Source organism: Prescottella soli, assembly GCF_040024445.1.
Taxonomy (GTDB): Bacteria; Actinomycetota; Actinomycetes; order Mycobacteriales; family Mycobacteriaceae; genus Prescottella; species Prescottella soli.
In genome coordinates this window covers 3,164,626-3,179,620 of sequence record NZ_CP157276.1, presented here as the reverse complement: position 1 = coordinate 3,179,620, position 14,995 = coordinate 3,164,626, and the positions used below count along the sequence as shown (strand labels likewise).

Genomic DNA, 14,995 nt, shown 5'->3' with positions numbered 1-14,995 from the left:
CGAAGGGGGATCGAAGTGAATCTGCCGACCCGGACCGAAACGGCGGCCTCGCCCCGGCACGCCCGCGCGACGGTGGTGCGCGCCGCGGCGGGACTCGCCGCGGCGATGGGTGTCGGCCGATTCGTGTACACCCCGCTGCTCCCCCTGATGCAGGAGCAGACCGGGATCTCGCACTCCGATACCGCGCTGGTCGCGACCGCCAACTATCTCGGGTACTTCCTGGGCGCCATCGCGCTGGCCGTCCACCCCTCCGGAGCGCGCTCGCGGACCCTGTTCCGTTCGTCGATCGTCGCGCTCGTCGCGAGCGAACTCGTGATGGTCGCCGTGGCGGACGTCCGTGTGTGGCTGGTCGCGCGCGCCGTCGCCGGCGTCGCCAGCGCCGCGGTGTTCGTCTACTGCGCCACGGCCGTGGTCGGCCATCCGTCGGCGGGCGTGACGTTCACCGGCGTGGGGGTCGGTATCGCGACCTCGGGCCTGCTCGTCGCGGTGCTCGGCCCGGTCGTGTCGTGGAATGCGCTCTGGGTCGTCGCGGCGGCGACCACGGCCGCCTATGCCGCGATCGCCTGGAAACTGCCGCCGGGGGCTCCTCCCCCACGACCTGCCGACGGATCCCGGGCACGCACGTCCCCGTCGGCGCGGTGGTGGACACTCGGCGCCGGCTACTTCCTCGAGGGCCTGGGCTACATCATCCTCGGCACGTTCCTGGTGGCGGCGGTGTCGGCCGGGGGTGCGGAGTGGACGGGGCCCGCGGCGTGGGTGGTCGTCGGACTCGCCGCGATTCCGTCGCCGCTGCTGTGGGCGAGGGCGCTGCGCCGCTGGTCGGCGGAGTCGCTGCTCGCGTTCGCACTGCTGCTGCAGGCCGTCTCCGCGTTGCTGCCCGCGCTGGTCGACGGCCCGGCAGCCGCCCTGCTCGCGGCGATCCTGTTCGGCGGGACGTTCATGGGCATCACCTTGCTGGCCATGGATTCTGCACTCGGGCTGGGCATTCCGCGGGCGGCGGCGGCGTTGACCGCGGTCTACGGGCTCGGCCAGATCCTCGGACCGCTCGTGGTGGCGCCGATGCTCGGGGACGGGTTCCGCTCGGCCTTCGTCTGCGCTGCAGTGGTTCTCGTGGTGGCCGCCGTTCTGGCGGCTGCGACCCGACGCCGTCAGACCGTCGTGCGGTCGAGGAAGTCGGCGATGACAGGAGCGATTCGAGACAGGTGCGTCTCGAGCGCGAAATGACCGGTGTCGAAGAGGTGGAGTTCGGCGTGGGGCAGATCGCCCAGGTAGGCGTGCGCGCCGGGCTCGCCGAAGAACGGATCGTGACGACCCCAGACGATGAGGGTGGGCGGCGTGTGCGTGCGTAACCAGGTCTGCCAACGGTCGTAGCGCTCGACGTTGGAGTGGTAGTCGAAGAGCAGTGCCGCCTGCGCCTCCTTGCGTCCCGGCAGGTCGAGGAAGTGTTGATCGAGGGTCCAGCTGTCGGGGTCGAGCTGCTCGGGGGCCGAAACACCCGTCTCGTACTGGCCGCGCGTGGCCCCCGCGGTCATGAAGCTGCCGACGGTGTCCGCCGTGCCCGGTGATTCGGGGTCCAGAGCAACGAGCTGGCGGAGTGCGTCGCCCAATCCCTCCTCGTAGGCGTTGCCGTTCTGCACGATCAGACCCGAGATCCACTCGGGGCGACGCTCGGCGATCCTGAATCCGACCGGTGCGCCGAAGTCGAAGATGTACATCGCGAACCGGTCCACACCCAATCGCTGGACGAAGCCTTCGACGACGTCGGCAAGTCGGTCGAACGAGTAGACGAATCGATCGGGCGTCTCGGTGTAGCCGGAGCCGGGACAGTCCGGAGCGATCACCCGGTAGCGCGCACCCAGCGCGTCGATGAGCCGACGGAACTGGTGCGACCCCGACGGAAAGCCGTGCAGCAGCAGCAACACGGGCGCGTCGGCCCGCTCTGGCAGGGACTCGCGATAGAAGACGTGAACGCCGTCGACATCCAGATTACGGTGAACGACACGAGCGCTTGAATCGACCACGACGACTCCTCTGCCATTGACGCAGCAATGTGGAGCCTAGCAACGAATCTCGATACCGACGGCGACGCTGGGGTTTCGATTCGAACGCGCGACCGTGATCTCACCAGCCAGCCGACCGATAGGTGAGGTTTCCCGTGTTCAGCTGCGCTGCAGTCGTTCTCGTCGCATCGCGCGCGCTACCGGCGAGTGTTCCCTGCCGCCGGAAGAAGCAGGTCGACCACCCGCTCCGCGGTGTCGGCGTCGACACGTCCGCCGGTCACCACCTGGCGGTAGAACACCGCGCCCGCGAGCGCGTCCATGAACAGGTCCACGTCGAGATCGGTCGGCAGGTCCCCGCGCGCCACTCCCCTCCCGATCACCGCGGCACAGTTGGCACGGCGTTCGGTGAGGAACGCGACGCGGAAGGCATCGAGGCCCTCCGGCGTCCTGGCCAGGTCACTGATGAGCGCGGGCATCGCGACGCCGAGCGGCGAGCCCGCGTAGTTGCGCGCGGTGCCGCTCAGCCACTCCACGAGATCGGAACGCGTGCTGCCGGTGTCGGGCACCGGCCCGGTGTCCATCAGTGTCGCGAGAGCGTCGGCGACCAGTTCGGGCTTGCCCGACCACCACCGGTACAGCGTGGTCTTGTGCACCCCGCTCGCCTCCGCGATGCGTTCGACCGTCAGCTGCGCGTACGGCGTCGACGCGAGTTCGTCGACGACCGTCTGCAGCACGAGGTCACGCTTGCGGGGGCCGCCTCGCCCCGCGGTGGCACTGGTTACCGGCATTCCCAGACCCTGCCACGCGGTAGAGTGCAACGCAACGTCGCGTTGCATTCGAGGAGTGGAATGAGGATCACCGCGTTCATGGGGTCGGCCACCGGGAACGACCCGGCCCACCTGCGCACGGCCACGGCCTTCGGGCGAGACCTGGCCGCGGCCGGGGTCGGATTGGTCTACGGCGGCGGCCGGGTCGGGCTGATGGGCGCCGTGGCCGACGCGGTCGTCGCCGGTGGCGGCGAGGCGATCGGGGTGATTCCTCGACACCTCGCGGACAAGGAGATCGCCCATCCACGCCTGACGTCCCTCGAGGTCGTCGAGTCGATGCACGAGCGCAAGCAGCGCATGGCCGCACTCGCGGACGCGTTCGTGGTCCTGCCGGGCGGCGCCGGCACGCTGGACGAGTTCTTCGAGATCTGGACCTGGCAGCAGCTCGGGCTGCACACCAAGCCGGTGTTCCTGCTCGACGCCGGCGGCTTCTGGCAGCCGCTCGTCACGTTGATCGAGCACCTGGTCGATACCGGATTCGTCGGCGGACACCAGCGGGACGCGCTGCTGGTCGCCGGCGACCTCGACGACGTGCGGACCGCCATGGCGACGTGGGCCCCGCCGGTGCCGAAGTGGACCGCGGACGGCGGACCGACCAGCGACACGGGTCTCGAACGCGCATGACCGTCGAACGCCCCAAGGTCGGGGTCGGCATCGTCGTGGAACGACCCGACGGTCGAATCCTGCTGGGCCGCAGAGTCAAACCCACCGAACCCGAGACGTGGTGCCTACCCGGCGGCCACCTCGAGCCCGGCGAGACGATCGAGGACGCGGCCCACCGCGAGTGCCTCGAAGAGTCCGGGATCGGTGACTCGACCGGCGCCGCCGCGTTCGCCGTCGTGGTGGACGCCGGCTCGGCGCAGGGCGGCGTCGTGTTCGGCGTGCATGCGCGGAGCACCGGCATCCCGACGGGACCCGGTGAGCCGCACATCTTTCCGGAATGGGTCTGGGCCGACCCGGCGGACCTGCCCCGCCCGCTCTTCGCGGCGAGCGACGCGCTGTTGCGCGCGTGGACCGGGGCGACCCCTGATCCGGCGTGGCAGGTCCATCGCATCACAGCCGGGTGACGTCGAGGTTCCCGTCGTGGAAGTCGGCGCGCAGCCGCTTCTTGTCGAACTTGCCGACGCTGGTCTTGGGCACCTCCTGGATCACCGCCCAGTTCTCCGGCAGCTGCCACTTGGCGACGCGGTCGGCGAGGAACTCCCGCAGGTCCTCGAGCGAGGCGTCGCTGCCCTCCCGCAGCACCACCGCGACCAGCGGCCGCTCGTCCCACTTCTCGTCCGGGACACCGATCACCGCGGCCTCGGCCACCGCCGGGTGGCCCATCACCGCATTCTCGAGGTCCACCGAGGAGATCCACTCGCCGCCGGACTTGATGATGTCCTTGGTCCGGTCGGACAGGTTGAGGTAGCCGTCGGGCGTGATCGACCCGACGTCGCCGGTGCGCAGCCAGCCGTCCCGGAACTTGTCCGGGGCGTCGACGCCGTAGTACGACGACGTGATCCACGGCCCGCGGACCTCGAGCTCGCCGACGCTGACGCCGTCGTGCGGGACCCGGTTGCCGTCGTCGTCGATCAGCCGCGCCTCCACCGAGGCCGGGAAGCGGCCCTGCGAGTAGCGGTACCTCCACCGCTCCTCCCCGGTGGAATCGGCCGGCGGGCGGCCCACCGACCCGACCGGTGACGTCTCGGTCATGCCCCACGCGTGCAGCACCGACACCTGGTGCTCGTTCTCGAACGCGTGCATCAGCGACGGCGGCACCGCCGCCCCGCCGATGAGCACCTCCCGCATGAAGGAGATGTCCTGCGGGTGGTGCTCGAGATGCAGGTGCAGGCCCTGCCAGATCGTCGGCACCGCGGCCGCGAACGTCGGGCGCTCCGACGCGATCAGCTCCGCCAGCGGCGCGGGCTGGAGGAACCGGTCCGGCATGATCAGCGACGCGCCGATCATGAACGCCGCGTACGGCATGCCCCACGACATCGCGTGGAACTGCGGCACCACCGCGAGCGCCCGGTCGCCCTGCGCCAGGTTGGGGCCGTCGCTCATGCACACCTGCATCGAGTGCAGGTAGATCGAACGATGCGAGTAGACAACACCTTTCGGGTCACCCGTGGTGCCCGACGTGTAGCACATCGCGGCGGCGCTGCGCTCGTCGAGTTCGGGCCAGTCGAACTCGGTCGGCAACCCGGCGATCACACCCTCGTAGGTGTGCACCTGCACGCCCTCCGGGGCCTCGAGGCCGGCCGTTGAGTCGCCCGTGACGATCACGTGCTCGACGGTCTTCATCTGCGCCAGCTGCGGGCCCAGCAGCGGGAGCAGCGTCGCGTCGACGATGATCACCCGGTCCTCCGCATGGTTGGCCACGTGGATCAACTGCTCCGGGAACAGCCGGATGTTCAGCGTGTGCAGCACCGCGCCCATGGACGGCACCGCCAGGTACGCCTCGAGGTGCTCGGCGTTGTTCCACATGAACGTCGCGACCCGGTCGTCACCCTCGATACCGAGACCGCGCAGCGCGTGCGCCAACTGCGCACACCGCCGGCCGACCTCCGCATACGAGCGCCGCCGCGGACCCGACTCCGTCCAGGTGACCACCTCGGCGTCCGCGTGGACGGTACTTCCATGCCGCAGCAACTGCGCGATGGAAAGAGGTAAATCATTCATCGTACTCAACATGTGCGGCTCCTAGCTCGATGCGCGCCACCCCGGCGGCATGTCGTGGGTGAAACTACGCCACGAAAGAGACGTGGGTCACTCACCCCCGGTTCCCGGCGTTTCGGACTAATCGGTCGGTGGGGTGCCGGATGCGAGCCGGTAGGCGCGGCGTGCGTTGTCACCGGCGATCATCCGCGCGACCCGCTCGGCGTCGCCCGTCGACCACTTTCCCTGTCTCACTTCTATTTCGAGGAGCTCGGCCAGTGCGGTCCGGAACTGCACGGTGGCAACGTGGAACAACTCGGGGAGGCCGCAGCCGTCCGTCGAGAAGAGCACCGACCCGAACGGCGCGAGCTCGAGGAGCTCCGCCAGGACGCGGATCGCGCCGCCGGCGCCGACGTTCTGCATCGCGAGACCGACGTCGACGAACACGTGGTCGAACACCTGCGCCAGGTAGCCGGCGTGTCTCTGGAAGGGATAGTTGTGCAGCAGCATGACCGGAATCCCGCGGCCCGCAGTGGCCCGCAGCAGCGGCGTGAGCAACAGCGGGTCGGCGCGCGCGAGGTCGGTGTCGGCGTCGCCGTAGCCGACGTGGAACTGGATCGGCAGGCCGAGGTCCACGGCCGTCCAGATCAGGAAGCGGATCAGAGTCTCGTCGGCCAAACGCACCGGGCCCCCGGCGGCGATCTCCGACGCCCACCGCGCCGCCGCGGTGAACACGCCGGCATCGGACGGGCGCTCCGGTGCCAGATCGAGGCCGACCCGGTAGGCCGCAACGGATTTGAAGGCGATCGCGGTGCGGGATAAGTCCGCCAGCCTGCTGCGGCAGGCGTCCGCGAACGTGCCGGCCCCGCGCACGGCGATCACCTCCTCGGCGACCGGCTCGAGCCGTACCACCTCGTGTGCCCGCGCCCCGGAATATGCCGCCAGTTCGTCCGGCGTCGTCAACCGGTCACGCAGAAACCCTGTGTCGACGAGGAACTCGGATATTCCGGTCGCCCGCAGCAGGCACCGGGTCACCTCGTCGGCGCCGAGTTCGACGCGCCGTTCGAGATATTCGTCCGGGCCGACGTGCGGCGGCAGGCCGAGGACCGGGGCGCACAGCCGGCGCACCGCGAATCCGACCTGTGTGTCGAAAAGGGTGCCGTGCCACGCTCCGGGCCCGCCGGCCTCGCACAGCAGCGATTCGAAGGCCGGCCGGTCGAGGGCTTCGCGCACGACGCCGTGGCAGTGGTGGTCGACGAGAGGCAGCGCGTCGACCATCTCCGCAATCGAATCTCCGCGCGAGTGCCGCGGCGTATCGTCTGGGAAAGGCGCCACACCCGCCATTCTGCCGCTGACCGAGCCCGCGTGAGGGAGATGCGATGGATCGGCACGAACGCGAAGCTCGGGCGCTCGAGGCCGCGCGGCTGACCCGCGACCTCGCCGAACGCGGCGTCGTCGCGATCGCGCTGCCGTGGGTCGACAACAGCGGCGTGGTGCGCACGAAGGCCGTCCCGATCGACCGCCTCGAGCACGCCGCCGCGTGGGGTGTGGGGGCGTCGCCGGTGTTCGACGCGTTCACCCCCGACGACACGATCGTCGCCGGCCGCTACGCCGGCGGCCCCGTCGGCGACCTGCGACTGATCCCGGATCTCGGGCGGCTGACCGTGCTCGCGGCGCAGCCGGGCTGGGCGTGGGCGCCCGTCGACCGCTACACGCAGGACGGAGGCCTGCACCCGCAGGATGCCCGCGGGGTCGTCCGCCGGGCCGTCACGCTGCTCGCCGACGAGGGGCTGACCGCGAAGTCCGCGATCGAGACCGAATGGGTCGTCGGGCACGACTCCGACGACTTCGTGCCCGCGACCCGCGGGCCGGCGTACGGGTACACGCGGCTGGTCGAGAGGTCGGACTACCTGGCCGAGTTGGTCACCGCGCTGCGACAGCAGGATGTCCGGGTGGAGCAGATCCACCCCGAGTACGCGGCCGGGCAGTTCGAGCTGTCGGTGGCCGCGGAGGATCCGCTCGGCGCCGCCGACACGTTCGTGCTGGTGCGCGAGACCATCCGCGCCGTGACCCTCCGCCACGGCATGCGGGTGTCCTTCTCCCCCAAGGTGACTGCGGGCGGCGTCGGGAACGGCGGACACGTACACCTGTCGCTGTGGCGGGAGGGCCGGAACCTGCACAGCGGCGGCGACGGCCCGTGCGGGCTGACGGCGACGGCGGAGGCGTTCGCCAGGGGCATCCTCGACCACCTACCGGGACTGCTCGCGGTGGGAGCGGCGTCGGCAGCGAGCTATCTGCGACTGGTGCCCGGCCAGTGGTCGGCGCCGTTCCGGGCATGCGGACACGAGAATCGGGAAACCGCACTGCGTTTGGTGACGGGCAGCGGCGGCGAGGAGGAGCGGGCCGCCAATCTCGAGGTCAAGGTGCTGGACCTGTCGGCCAACCCCTACCTGTGCATCGCCGGGCTGCTGTTCGCCGGCCTGGCCGGCATCCGCGCAGGCGCCGCACTGCCGGACCTCGTGGGCGTCGACCCGGCGACGCTCACCGACGAGAAACGCGGACGCCGCGGAATCGACCGTCTGCCAAGGTCGCTCGGCGAGGCCACCGACGCGTTCGAGGCCGACGCGACGCTCACCGAGGCCTTCGGGACGGAACTGTCGGCCACCATCGTCGACGTGCACCGCGCGGAGATCGCGCGGTTCGCGAACTCGACCGACGAGGAGATCGCCGCGGCACTGCGGTGGGCGTTCTGAGCGCCGCCGAGGGCGGTCGGCGACGCCCGGGTCCCCGGCACCGGCCGGAGCCGGGGACTCCGGTCTTCGGCGTTTCGTCCGGGCAAGGACCGCTCCGTCGGTGCAGACTGACCGACATGACTCAACCGAGCGACATCGGCCCCGTGGAACTGGTCGTACTGACCTTCCCCGGAACGACCGCCGACCCCGCCACCGTCGCCGCACTGCAGGACGTGGTCGACCGTGGATACGTGACCCTGCTCGACCTCGTCTACATCGCGAAGGACGCGGCCGGCAACCTCACCGAGATCGACGTCGACGAGGACCTTTCAGACACCGGCCTGGCCGACCTGGCCATCGAGGCACAGCACTGGATCAGCGCCGACGACCTGGACGTGGTGCGGTCCTCGCTCGAGCCCGGAACGTCCGCGGCGATCATCGTCTACGAGGAGGCGTGGGCGCGCCGGATCGCCACCGCGGCCCGCGCCGCGGGCGGTGAGGTGGCCCTACACGTTCAGGTACCCCGTGACGCGGTCCTCGCCGCCGTCGAGCACGCACGGTAGAAGGGAGAATTCACATGATCGGACGACGCATGGGTCGGCCCGGGTTGTTGGGGACGGTGGCACGAACCGCGGTCATCGCAGGCACCGCGAGGGCGACAACCAACGCGATGGACCGGAGCTCGCAGCGGCGCGCGGCCGAGCAGCAGGCCTACGCGGAACAGCAGTCGGCCGAGCAGCAGGCCGCGATGGCTCGGCAACTCGCCGCACAGCAGCAGACGGCCCCGCCGACCTCCGGATCCTCCGGTGACGATCTGATCTCCAAGCTGCAGCAGCTCGGCCAGCTGCACCAATCGGGTGTGCTTTCCGACGAGGAATTCGCAGCCGCGAAGGCGAAGCTGCTCGCCTGAACCTTGACTATGACGCAACGTCATAGTTGATGCTGAGGCTATGCGTATCAGCGACATCGCACAGGCGGCCGGCACCACACCGCGCACGATCCGGCACTACCACCGGCTCGGCCTGCTCGACGAGCCCCGGCGGCTGGCGAACGGGTACCGCGAGTACGGCATGGCGGACCTGGTGCGGCTCATGCGGGTGCGCTGGCTCGCCGGGGCCGGGATACCCCTCGGCTCGGTGGCGTCGATCGTGTCCGCGACGACCGACGGCACCGCTGCCGACGACCTCGAGGCCGACCTCACCGCACTGGTCGACACCATCGATGCCGAGCAACGTGTTCTCGCGGCGAAGCGAGCCCGGCTGCAGGAGATGCTCGACGCGCACCGCGCCGGTCGGCCGGTGTCGCCGCTGCCGCCCGACTTGGCGCTGGTCTTCACCGAATTGATCGCCGCCGAAACCGATCCGGCGGTGCGGGCGGAGTTCGAACGCGAACGGGGCGCCTGGGAACTGGTCGCGATCTCCGGGTCGGCCCCTGAAGAGTTCTTCGAATCGGCGGCGCGCCAGCTCTCCGATCCACCGTCCCGCGAGCGGATCGTGGCGGTGTACCGCAGGTTCGCGGCAGTCCGTGGACGCAGCCCGGAAGAATGCGCCGACGAGATCGAATCCCTGTCGGAGGCAATGCAGGAGGCCGTCCGGGCCCTCTTCGTCGAATCCGGAGTTCTCGAGCAATGGCAGTCCGAGGTGGGGCCCGGCCGCAAGCCGGCCATGCCGATCACCGACCTGGTTCCGGACCCCGCGCAGGGCGCGATCCTCACCCGGGTGATGCAGCGGCTCGGGATCCTCGACGACGACGGGAACTTCGAAGGCCAGGTGCCGTCGTGATCCGGTCCCTGTGGCTGTGGTGCCGCGGACGAGTGGACGGCGCCGGCGAGGGCGTGTCGACGTTCGGGTACACCGCGGGCACCCTTGCGATCCCGGCGGCGTTCCTCGTCGCGAGCCTCGTCGAGGCGGTGGCGCTGCACCTACTGGTGCCGTGGCAGTGGCTGCGGGTGGTGCTGCTCGTACTTACCGCGGTCTCTCTCGTCGCGATGGCCTGTTGGCTAGCGGCCCGCGCCGTCCATCCGCATCTCGTAACCGCCGAGAAGCTGACGCTGCGATCCGGCCGCGACACGGTCCTCTCCGTCGACCGCAGTCGAATCGTCCGCGCCGTTCCCACCCGCCGGTTCGAGCACACCACGCCGGGCATTCACGACGGACGGTTCTACCTGCCCGGTCCGGACGGCACGGTGATCGACATCGACTTCGACGCGCCCGTCGGCGTCGAGCACGAGTCCCGGATGGTCACCGGTGTGAGCCTGCACGTCGACGCGCCGCGGGACCTGTGCGCCCGACTGAGCATGCAGGGCTGACGGACACATCGATCCCGAGCAGCTCAGGAATCCAGCCGCCCGAAGCCGACGACGGCGGAGTCCGACCGCCAGTCGAGGTCGTGCACGCGAATCTTCCCGAGCTCGTTGCCGCCGACTGTCGTGGCGCTGTCACCGTCGACGGCGACCACGAAGTTGGTGTGCTGACCGATCCGGAACTCGTTGTCGTACAACACCACATCGCCGACCTTGGGTGTGTAGCCGTTACCCACCGCCTCGAACCGGCCCTGGGATTCGTAATACTCCTGCAGCGTGTAGACGCCGGGGATGCGCCACGACCCGGAGTTCGGGTTCGCGAACGGCTCGCCGGCCTCACGCATGACCCAGCTGACGAAGTTGGCGCACCACGGCTCCTTCGCGCCGTCGGAGTAGAAGGTGCCGGGCCGCTGTTGCCGATGCTCGTTCTCGAGCACGTCGATCACCTTGGCCTGGGTCGGCGTCAGCGTCGAGGCGTCGACGGCGGGGAAGGACGCCGTGTCCCAGGGCAGGTACCGGTCGGGCGCCCACCACAGCACGGCGCCCGCCGCCACCACCAGCACCGCGATCGCGGATGCGATCCAGACGGCGAGGCGGCGACGACGGGCGTCGGGTTGTGCGCTCATGCCCTCGAATGTAACCGGAAACGAGACATTGACGATCAGGTGTTGTCGGGGTCCCGCTTGGCCTCGAGTTCGTGGATCCGTTCGGCGGCCTCTCGGAGACGCTTCTTGCGCGACTTCGCCTCCTCCTCCTTCAGCTCCTCGTAGATCTCCTCGTCGGCGTCGCTGTACTTGAGAAGCATCCGGGGGACGCTGAGCGTCACGATCAACGAGGGCCAAACGATCCAGGCGTAGTCCCAGTCGACGATCAGCTGGAGCACGAGGAACGCCACGAGGGTGACACCGAAGATCACCCCGTCGAGCGACTCGACCAACCCACCGCGCTTCCTGAGTGCGGACAGATCGGATTCGTCACTGCGGGGCCCCGGTGACGCGACGGGCCGCCCGACACCCGTCGGCTCGACGTCACCGCCGACCGCCATTTTCCGAACGTGCCCGTCGATCACGTCGAGCGGCAGGCCGCCCGGAAGTCCACGGAACGAGTCCCGCATCGCATCGAGGGTGCGGGCCGACGCGATCGCCCCCGACCGGTCGTAGAACTCACTCGCGTCCAAACGCCCTGCCGCGTAGTGCTCGCCGATGACGTTCAACGCGTGCATGCGTTCGTCATCACTGAGTAGCAGATCGTCGGGTTCGGGATTGGCTGACACGTCACACTCTCTCTGTGAGCGATGGTCGGATTCTTCCCAGACGATCCTAGTGCAGGACGGATATGGTCGAGAAAGAAGCGTTCGCAGCATGTCTCGCTCGACACCACCTCATCGGATCTCGACAACCAGCTGCGGCGGGTCCTCGACGGCGACCACCTCGAACGGTCTCGGCCCGCCGCGGAGACCGACGAAGGACTGGGTGACTCCGTTCGCCTCTTGCGTGCCGGGCAGCAGGAAGAGCTGGGTCACGCCGGACCCCTCCGGACCCGCCAATGGCGTTGCGGCGGAATAGACGTCCCGTGTGGGCGTCGCGGTACCCATGATGTCGATCTGCATGATCGCCTGCCCGGCGACAACGAGACTCGGACCGCCACCGTACGGGACGGCCTCGGCGACGTACCCCGCCTTCCAGAAGGGGACTCCGGCGGCGCCGGTGAATCGGTACACGACCCGCGCGGTTCCGGTGCGGGCGTCGACCTCGATCCGCACGTCGTCGATGGCGATCGTGGGTGCGTCCCCGTCGAGAGGCGGCAGCTCGTCGGCCGGCACGGGTCGCAGCGTGGACGGCGGCGGTGGAGTCGGGCCGATCTGCATCCGGCCGGTGCGGTCGGCCGGCGTGGGGACGGCACGCGCGACGATCGGCGAATCCGACTGCGGTGCAAAGGTATCGTTGCCGCAGCCCGTCAGCACGACCACGCTCGCCGCCACCACACCGATGACCACAGACTTCACCGTCGACACTGCTCCCCCTCGCCGATCGCTACCCGCCCCGCTGGCACCCTACTTCCGGGGAGGCGCTGTTCGCTGCCACTTCGACGAGACCGGCCAGGGCCTGCGGCAGCGGTCCCCGGTGCAGGACACCGAGGCGCTGGGTGGCGCGGGTGAGGGCGACATAGAGTTCGGCAGCACCGCGCGGGCCGTCCGCGAGGATGCGTTCCGGCTCCACCACCAGGACGGCGTCGAACTCCAGGCCCTTCGCCTCCGAAGCCGGCACCGCGCCCGGAACGTCCGGTGGCCCGATCACGACGCTCGTCCCGTCGCGTCCCGCTTCGCCCCGTTCGAATTCCTCTATGGCAGATGTCAGTTCGCCGGAATCTACGTTTGCCGACCAAGGCTGGACCCCGCACGCGCGAACCGAATCCGGTGGCTGGACCCCGGGTGCGAACTCGGCGAGCAGCGCCGCGGCGACGGCCATGATCTCCGCCGGGGTGCGGTAGTTCACCGACAGCGACCGGTAGACCCAGCGGCCGGGCACGTACGGCTCGAGCATCGCATCCCACGACGTCGCGCCGGCCGAAGACCGACGCTGCGCGAGATCGCCGACGACGGTGAAGGACTTGCTCGGGCAGCGGCGCATCAGCACGCGCCAGTCCATCTCGGACAGTTCCTGTGCCTCGTCGACGACGATGTGCCGGTAGGTCCAGTCCCGGTCCGCGGCAGCGCGTTCGGCGAGCTCGCGGGTGTCGCGCTCGACGAACCGCTCGGCCAGGCCTTCGGCGTCCAACACGTCGGTGGCGAAGAGCCGGAGTTCGTCGTCCTCCATGTGGTCGGCGCGGCTGACGAGGCTGTCCAGCACGGCTTCGGCGTACTCGGTCCGCGCCTTTCGCTCCCGCTCAGCGGCCAGATCCACCCGCTCGTCCCGGCCGAGTAGTTCGACCAACTCGTCGAGCAGCGGCACGTCCGAGACCGTCCAGGCGTCGCCGGCCTCGCGCCACAGCGCCGGGTCGGCGCCGGCCGCACTCAACCGCTCCCGTGACGAATAGAGCTCTGCAAGTACTGAATCCGGGGACAGCACCGGCCAGAGTGCGTCGAGCGCGGTGGTGAAGTTCGCGTCCTGCGCGAGCTCCTCGAGCAGCTCGGTCCGCATCTGCTCCCACGCCTTGCGATCCGAGCGGGACAACCAGCCCTTGCCGATCCGGCCGATCGCGCGCTCGGTGAGCACGTACGTGACGATCTCACGGAACACCGCGCGGGCCTCGTTGTGCGGTCGCCCGCTGGCGCGCGCCTCCTCCCGCGCCCACGCCGCCGTCTCGGCGTCGATCTGCAGCGCGACACCCGACAGTTCGATCGGAATCGGGTTCTCGGGCAGCCGCTGCCGGTCGGCGATCGCCGCGGCGAGCACGTCCAGGATCCGGAGCGAACCCTTCGACCGCGCGGCGTCCGACGTGTCCTCCGCGGTGACGTGCAGGCCGGGCACGAGGTCACCGGTGGTCGTGAACACGACATTCGTCTCACCGAGCGACGGGAGAACGCGATCGATGTGCCGCAGGAACGCCGAATTGGGGCCGAGCACGAGCACCCCGTGTCGTTCCATCTGCTCGCGCTGTGTGTAGAGCAGATACGCGACGCGGTGCAGGGCGACGACGGTCTTCCCGGTGCCGGGACCACCCTCGATCACCAACACCCCCGAGTGGTCGAGTCGGATGATCTCGTCCTGCGCTGCCTGGATCGTCGCCACGATGTCGCGCATCCCGTCACCGCGTGGCGCGTTGACGGCTGCGAGCAGAGCCGAGTCTCCCCGACTGTCCGGGTCTGTGCCGTCGGGGCGACCGAGAACCTCGTCGGTGAACTCGACCACGTGACGCCCCCGACTGTGGAACTGCCGACGTCGACGCATGCCCTCGGGGCTGGCGGCGGTGGCCACGTAGAACGCACGCGCGGCCGGCGCGCGCCAGTCGAGGAGCAGCGGTTCGAAGTCGTGCTCCTCGTCCAAGATGCCGATCCGGCCGATGTAGGAACGATCACCGGACACGGCGTCCAACCGACCGAAGCACAGCCCGTGGTCCGCCACGTCCAGCCGCTGCATCTCCCTGGCCAGCGTGCGGACCTCGGCGTCCCGATCCACCAGTGTCCCGCCGTTCGTGACGTCGACAGGGCTTCGCAACGCCGCGCCGTACCGCGCCTTCACTCGCGCACGCTCGGCGTCGAGTCGCGCGTAGAGCCCCGTCACGTACTCCTGTTCGGCCCGCAATTCGTCTTCGTACTCTCGAGCTGACAACTTGCCCTCACTTTCCCCTGCTCCGTGATTCGGGCGCTTGTCGTGGATGCTGGCGGCCCCTCTCGGACGACCACCTTCAGCAGCGCAGTCACGGCCACGGGTTTCGACTCAGGTCAGCGATTCTGCGGCATGACCGGGGCCTTGCCGCAAGCCCCCCAGTCCGCTATAAGTTAGTAGTGGGAAGGAGTGTGTTTCCTCCTTCATTCCGGCGTTCCCCTGCACC

At 69.7% G+C, this 14,995-nt stretch carries 16 protein-coding genes; 8 read left to right on the top strand and 8 right to left on the bottom strand.

The annotated features are described in order from the left end of the window. Window positions 1–15: 15 nt before the first annotated feature. Window positions 16–1,224 carry a YbfB/YjiJ family MFS transporter gene (locus ABI214_RS14835; protein WP_348603289.1) on the top strand — a complete coding sequence of 403 codons (1,209 nt, stop codon included), beginning with the start codon at window positions 16–18 and terminating at the stop codon, window positions 1,222–1,224. Here the strand turns inward: ABI214_RS14835 and ABI214_RS14830 are convergent. Together ABI214_RS14830 and ABI214_RS14825 are read right to left on the bottom strand one after the other, a co-directional pair. Then, window positions 1,149–2,021 (bottom strand): alpha/beta fold hydrolase, encoded by an 873-nt coding sequence (locus tag ABI214_RS14830; protein ID WP_348603288.1) that lies wholly within the window; start codon window positions 2,019–2,021, stop codon window positions 1,149–1,151. The two genes, ABI214_RS14835 and ABI214_RS14830, sit on opposite strands and share 76 nt — an antisense overlap. Before the next feature lie 176 nt (window positions 2,022–2,197). Then, window positions 2,198–2,788: a TetR/AcrR family transcriptional regulator gene (locus ABI214_RS14825; protein WP_348603287.1), complete on the bottom strand. Its 591-nt coding sequence runs from the start codon at window positions 2,786–2,788 to the stop codon at window positions 2,198–2,200. A 60-nt stretch (window positions 2,789–2,848) separates the two neighbouring features. Here ABI214_RS14825 and ABI214_RS14820 point away from each other — a divergent pair, with 60 nt between their 5' ends. Both ABI214_RS14820 and ABI214_RS14815 read left to right on the top strand, forming a co-directional pair. Beyond that, entirely contained in the window at window positions 2,849–3,451 is a 603-nt protein-coding gene (locus ABI214_RS14820; protein WP_348603286.1) for a TIGR00730 family Rossman fold protein, read from the top strand. Beyond that, window positions 3,448–3,894, top strand: coding sequence for a nucleotide triphosphate diphosphatase NUDT15 (locus ABI214_RS14815; protein ID WP_348603285.1), 447 nt, complete (start codon window positions 3,448–3,450; stop codon window positions 3,892–3,894). The genes ABI214_RS14820 and ABI214_RS14815 overlap by 4 nt, the downstream gene beginning before the upstream one ends. On the opposite strand, the gene ABI214_RS14810 is transcribed toward ABI214_RS14815, so the two are convergent. Then, the gene (locus ABI214_RS14810) at window positions 3,881–5,503 is read right to left on the bottom strand and encodes a long-chain fatty acid--CoA ligase (protein ID WP_348603284.1); all 1,623 of its coding nucleotides are present in this window, start codon (window positions 5,501–5,503) and stop codon (window positions 3,881–3,883) included. The genes ABI214_RS14815 and ABI214_RS14810 overlap by 14 nt on opposite strands. Window positions 5,504–5,608: 105 nt before the next feature. Continuing rightward, window positions 5,609–6,745, bottom strand: coding sequence for an amidohydrolase family protein (locus ABI214_RS14805; RefSeq protein WP_348603283.1), 1,137 nt, complete (start codon window positions 6,743–6,745; stop codon window positions 5,609–5,611). 101 nt (window positions 6,746–6,846) lie between these two features. Here ABI214_RS14805 and ABI214_RS14800 point away from each other — a divergent pair, with 101 nt between their 5' ends. The 5 genes from ABI214_RS14800 to ABI214_RS14780 all read left to right on the top strand — a co-directional run bounded on the left by ABI214_RS14800 (window position 6,847) and on the right by ABI214_RS14780 (window position 10,507). Next, on the top strand, window positions 6,847–8,220 hold the full coding sequence (locus ABI214_RS14800; protein ID WP_348603282.1) for a glutamine synthetase family protein: 1,374 nt from the start codon (window positions 6,847–6,849) through the stop codon (window positions 8,218–8,220). Window positions 8,221–8,336: 116 nt separating this feature from the next. Beyond that, a complete protein-coding gene (locus ABI214_RS14795) occupies window positions 8,337–8,762 on the top strand; it encodes a DUF6325 family protein (RefSeq protein WP_348603281.1) in 426 nt (141 codons plus the stop codon). 14 nt (window positions 8,763–8,776) lie between these two features. Beyond that, complete coding sequence (locus tag ABI214_RS14790; RefSeq protein WP_348603280.1) at window positions 8,777–9,109, top strand: SHOCT domain-containing protein; 333 nt, start codon at window positions 8,777–8,779, stop codon at window positions 9,107–9,109. Between the two features lie 40 nt (window positions 9,110–9,149). After that, window positions 9,150–9,980 carry a MerR family transcriptional regulator gene (locus ABI214_RS14785; RefSeq protein ID WP_348603279.1) on the top strand — a complete coding sequence of 277 codons (831 nt, stop codon included), beginning with the start codon at window positions 9,150–9,152 and terminating at the stop codon, window positions 9,978–9,980. Continuing rightward, complete coding sequence (locus tag ABI214_RS14780) at window positions 9,977–10,507, top strand: hypothetical protein (protein ID WP_348603278.1); 531 nt, start codon at window positions 9,977–9,979, stop codon at window positions 10,505–10,507. Before ABI214_RS14785 ends, ABI214_RS14780 begins: the two co-directional genes overlap by 4 nt. 23 nt (window positions 10,508–10,530) lie before the next feature. Here ABI214_RS14780 and ABI214_RS14775 read toward each other — a convergent pair whose 3' ends face one another. The 4 genes from ABI214_RS14775 to helR form a co-directional block, all read right to left on the bottom strand. Further along, window positions 10,531–11,127, bottom strand: coding sequence for a CHAP domain-containing protein (locus tag ABI214_RS14775; protein ID WP_348603277.1), 597 nt, complete (start codon window positions 11,125–11,127; stop codon window positions 10,531–10,533). Between the two features lie 35 nt (window positions 11,128–11,162). Continuing rightward, window positions 11,163–11,723, bottom strand: coding sequence for a DUF1707 SHOCT-like domain-containing protein (locus ABI214_RS14770; protein WP_408587038.1), 561 nt, complete (start codon window positions 11,721–11,723; stop codon window positions 11,163–11,165). A gap of 159 nt (window positions 11,724–11,882) precedes the next feature. Next, window positions 11,883–12,506, bottom strand: a complete 624-nt coding sequence (locus ABI214_RS14765; protein WP_348603275.1) for an AMIN-like domain-containing (lipo)protein — start codon at window positions 12,504–12,506, stop codon at window positions 11,883–11,885. Between the two features lie 28 nt (window positions 12,507–12,534). Continuing rightward, the gene (gene helR / locus ABI214_RS14760; protein ID WP_348603274.1) at window positions 12,535–14,772 is read right to left on the bottom strand and encodes an RNA polymerase recycling motor ATPase HelR; all 2,238 of its coding nucleotides are present in this window, start codon (window positions 14,770–14,772) and stop codon (window positions 12,535–12,537) included. Window positions 14,773–14,995: the final 223 nt, after the last annotated feature.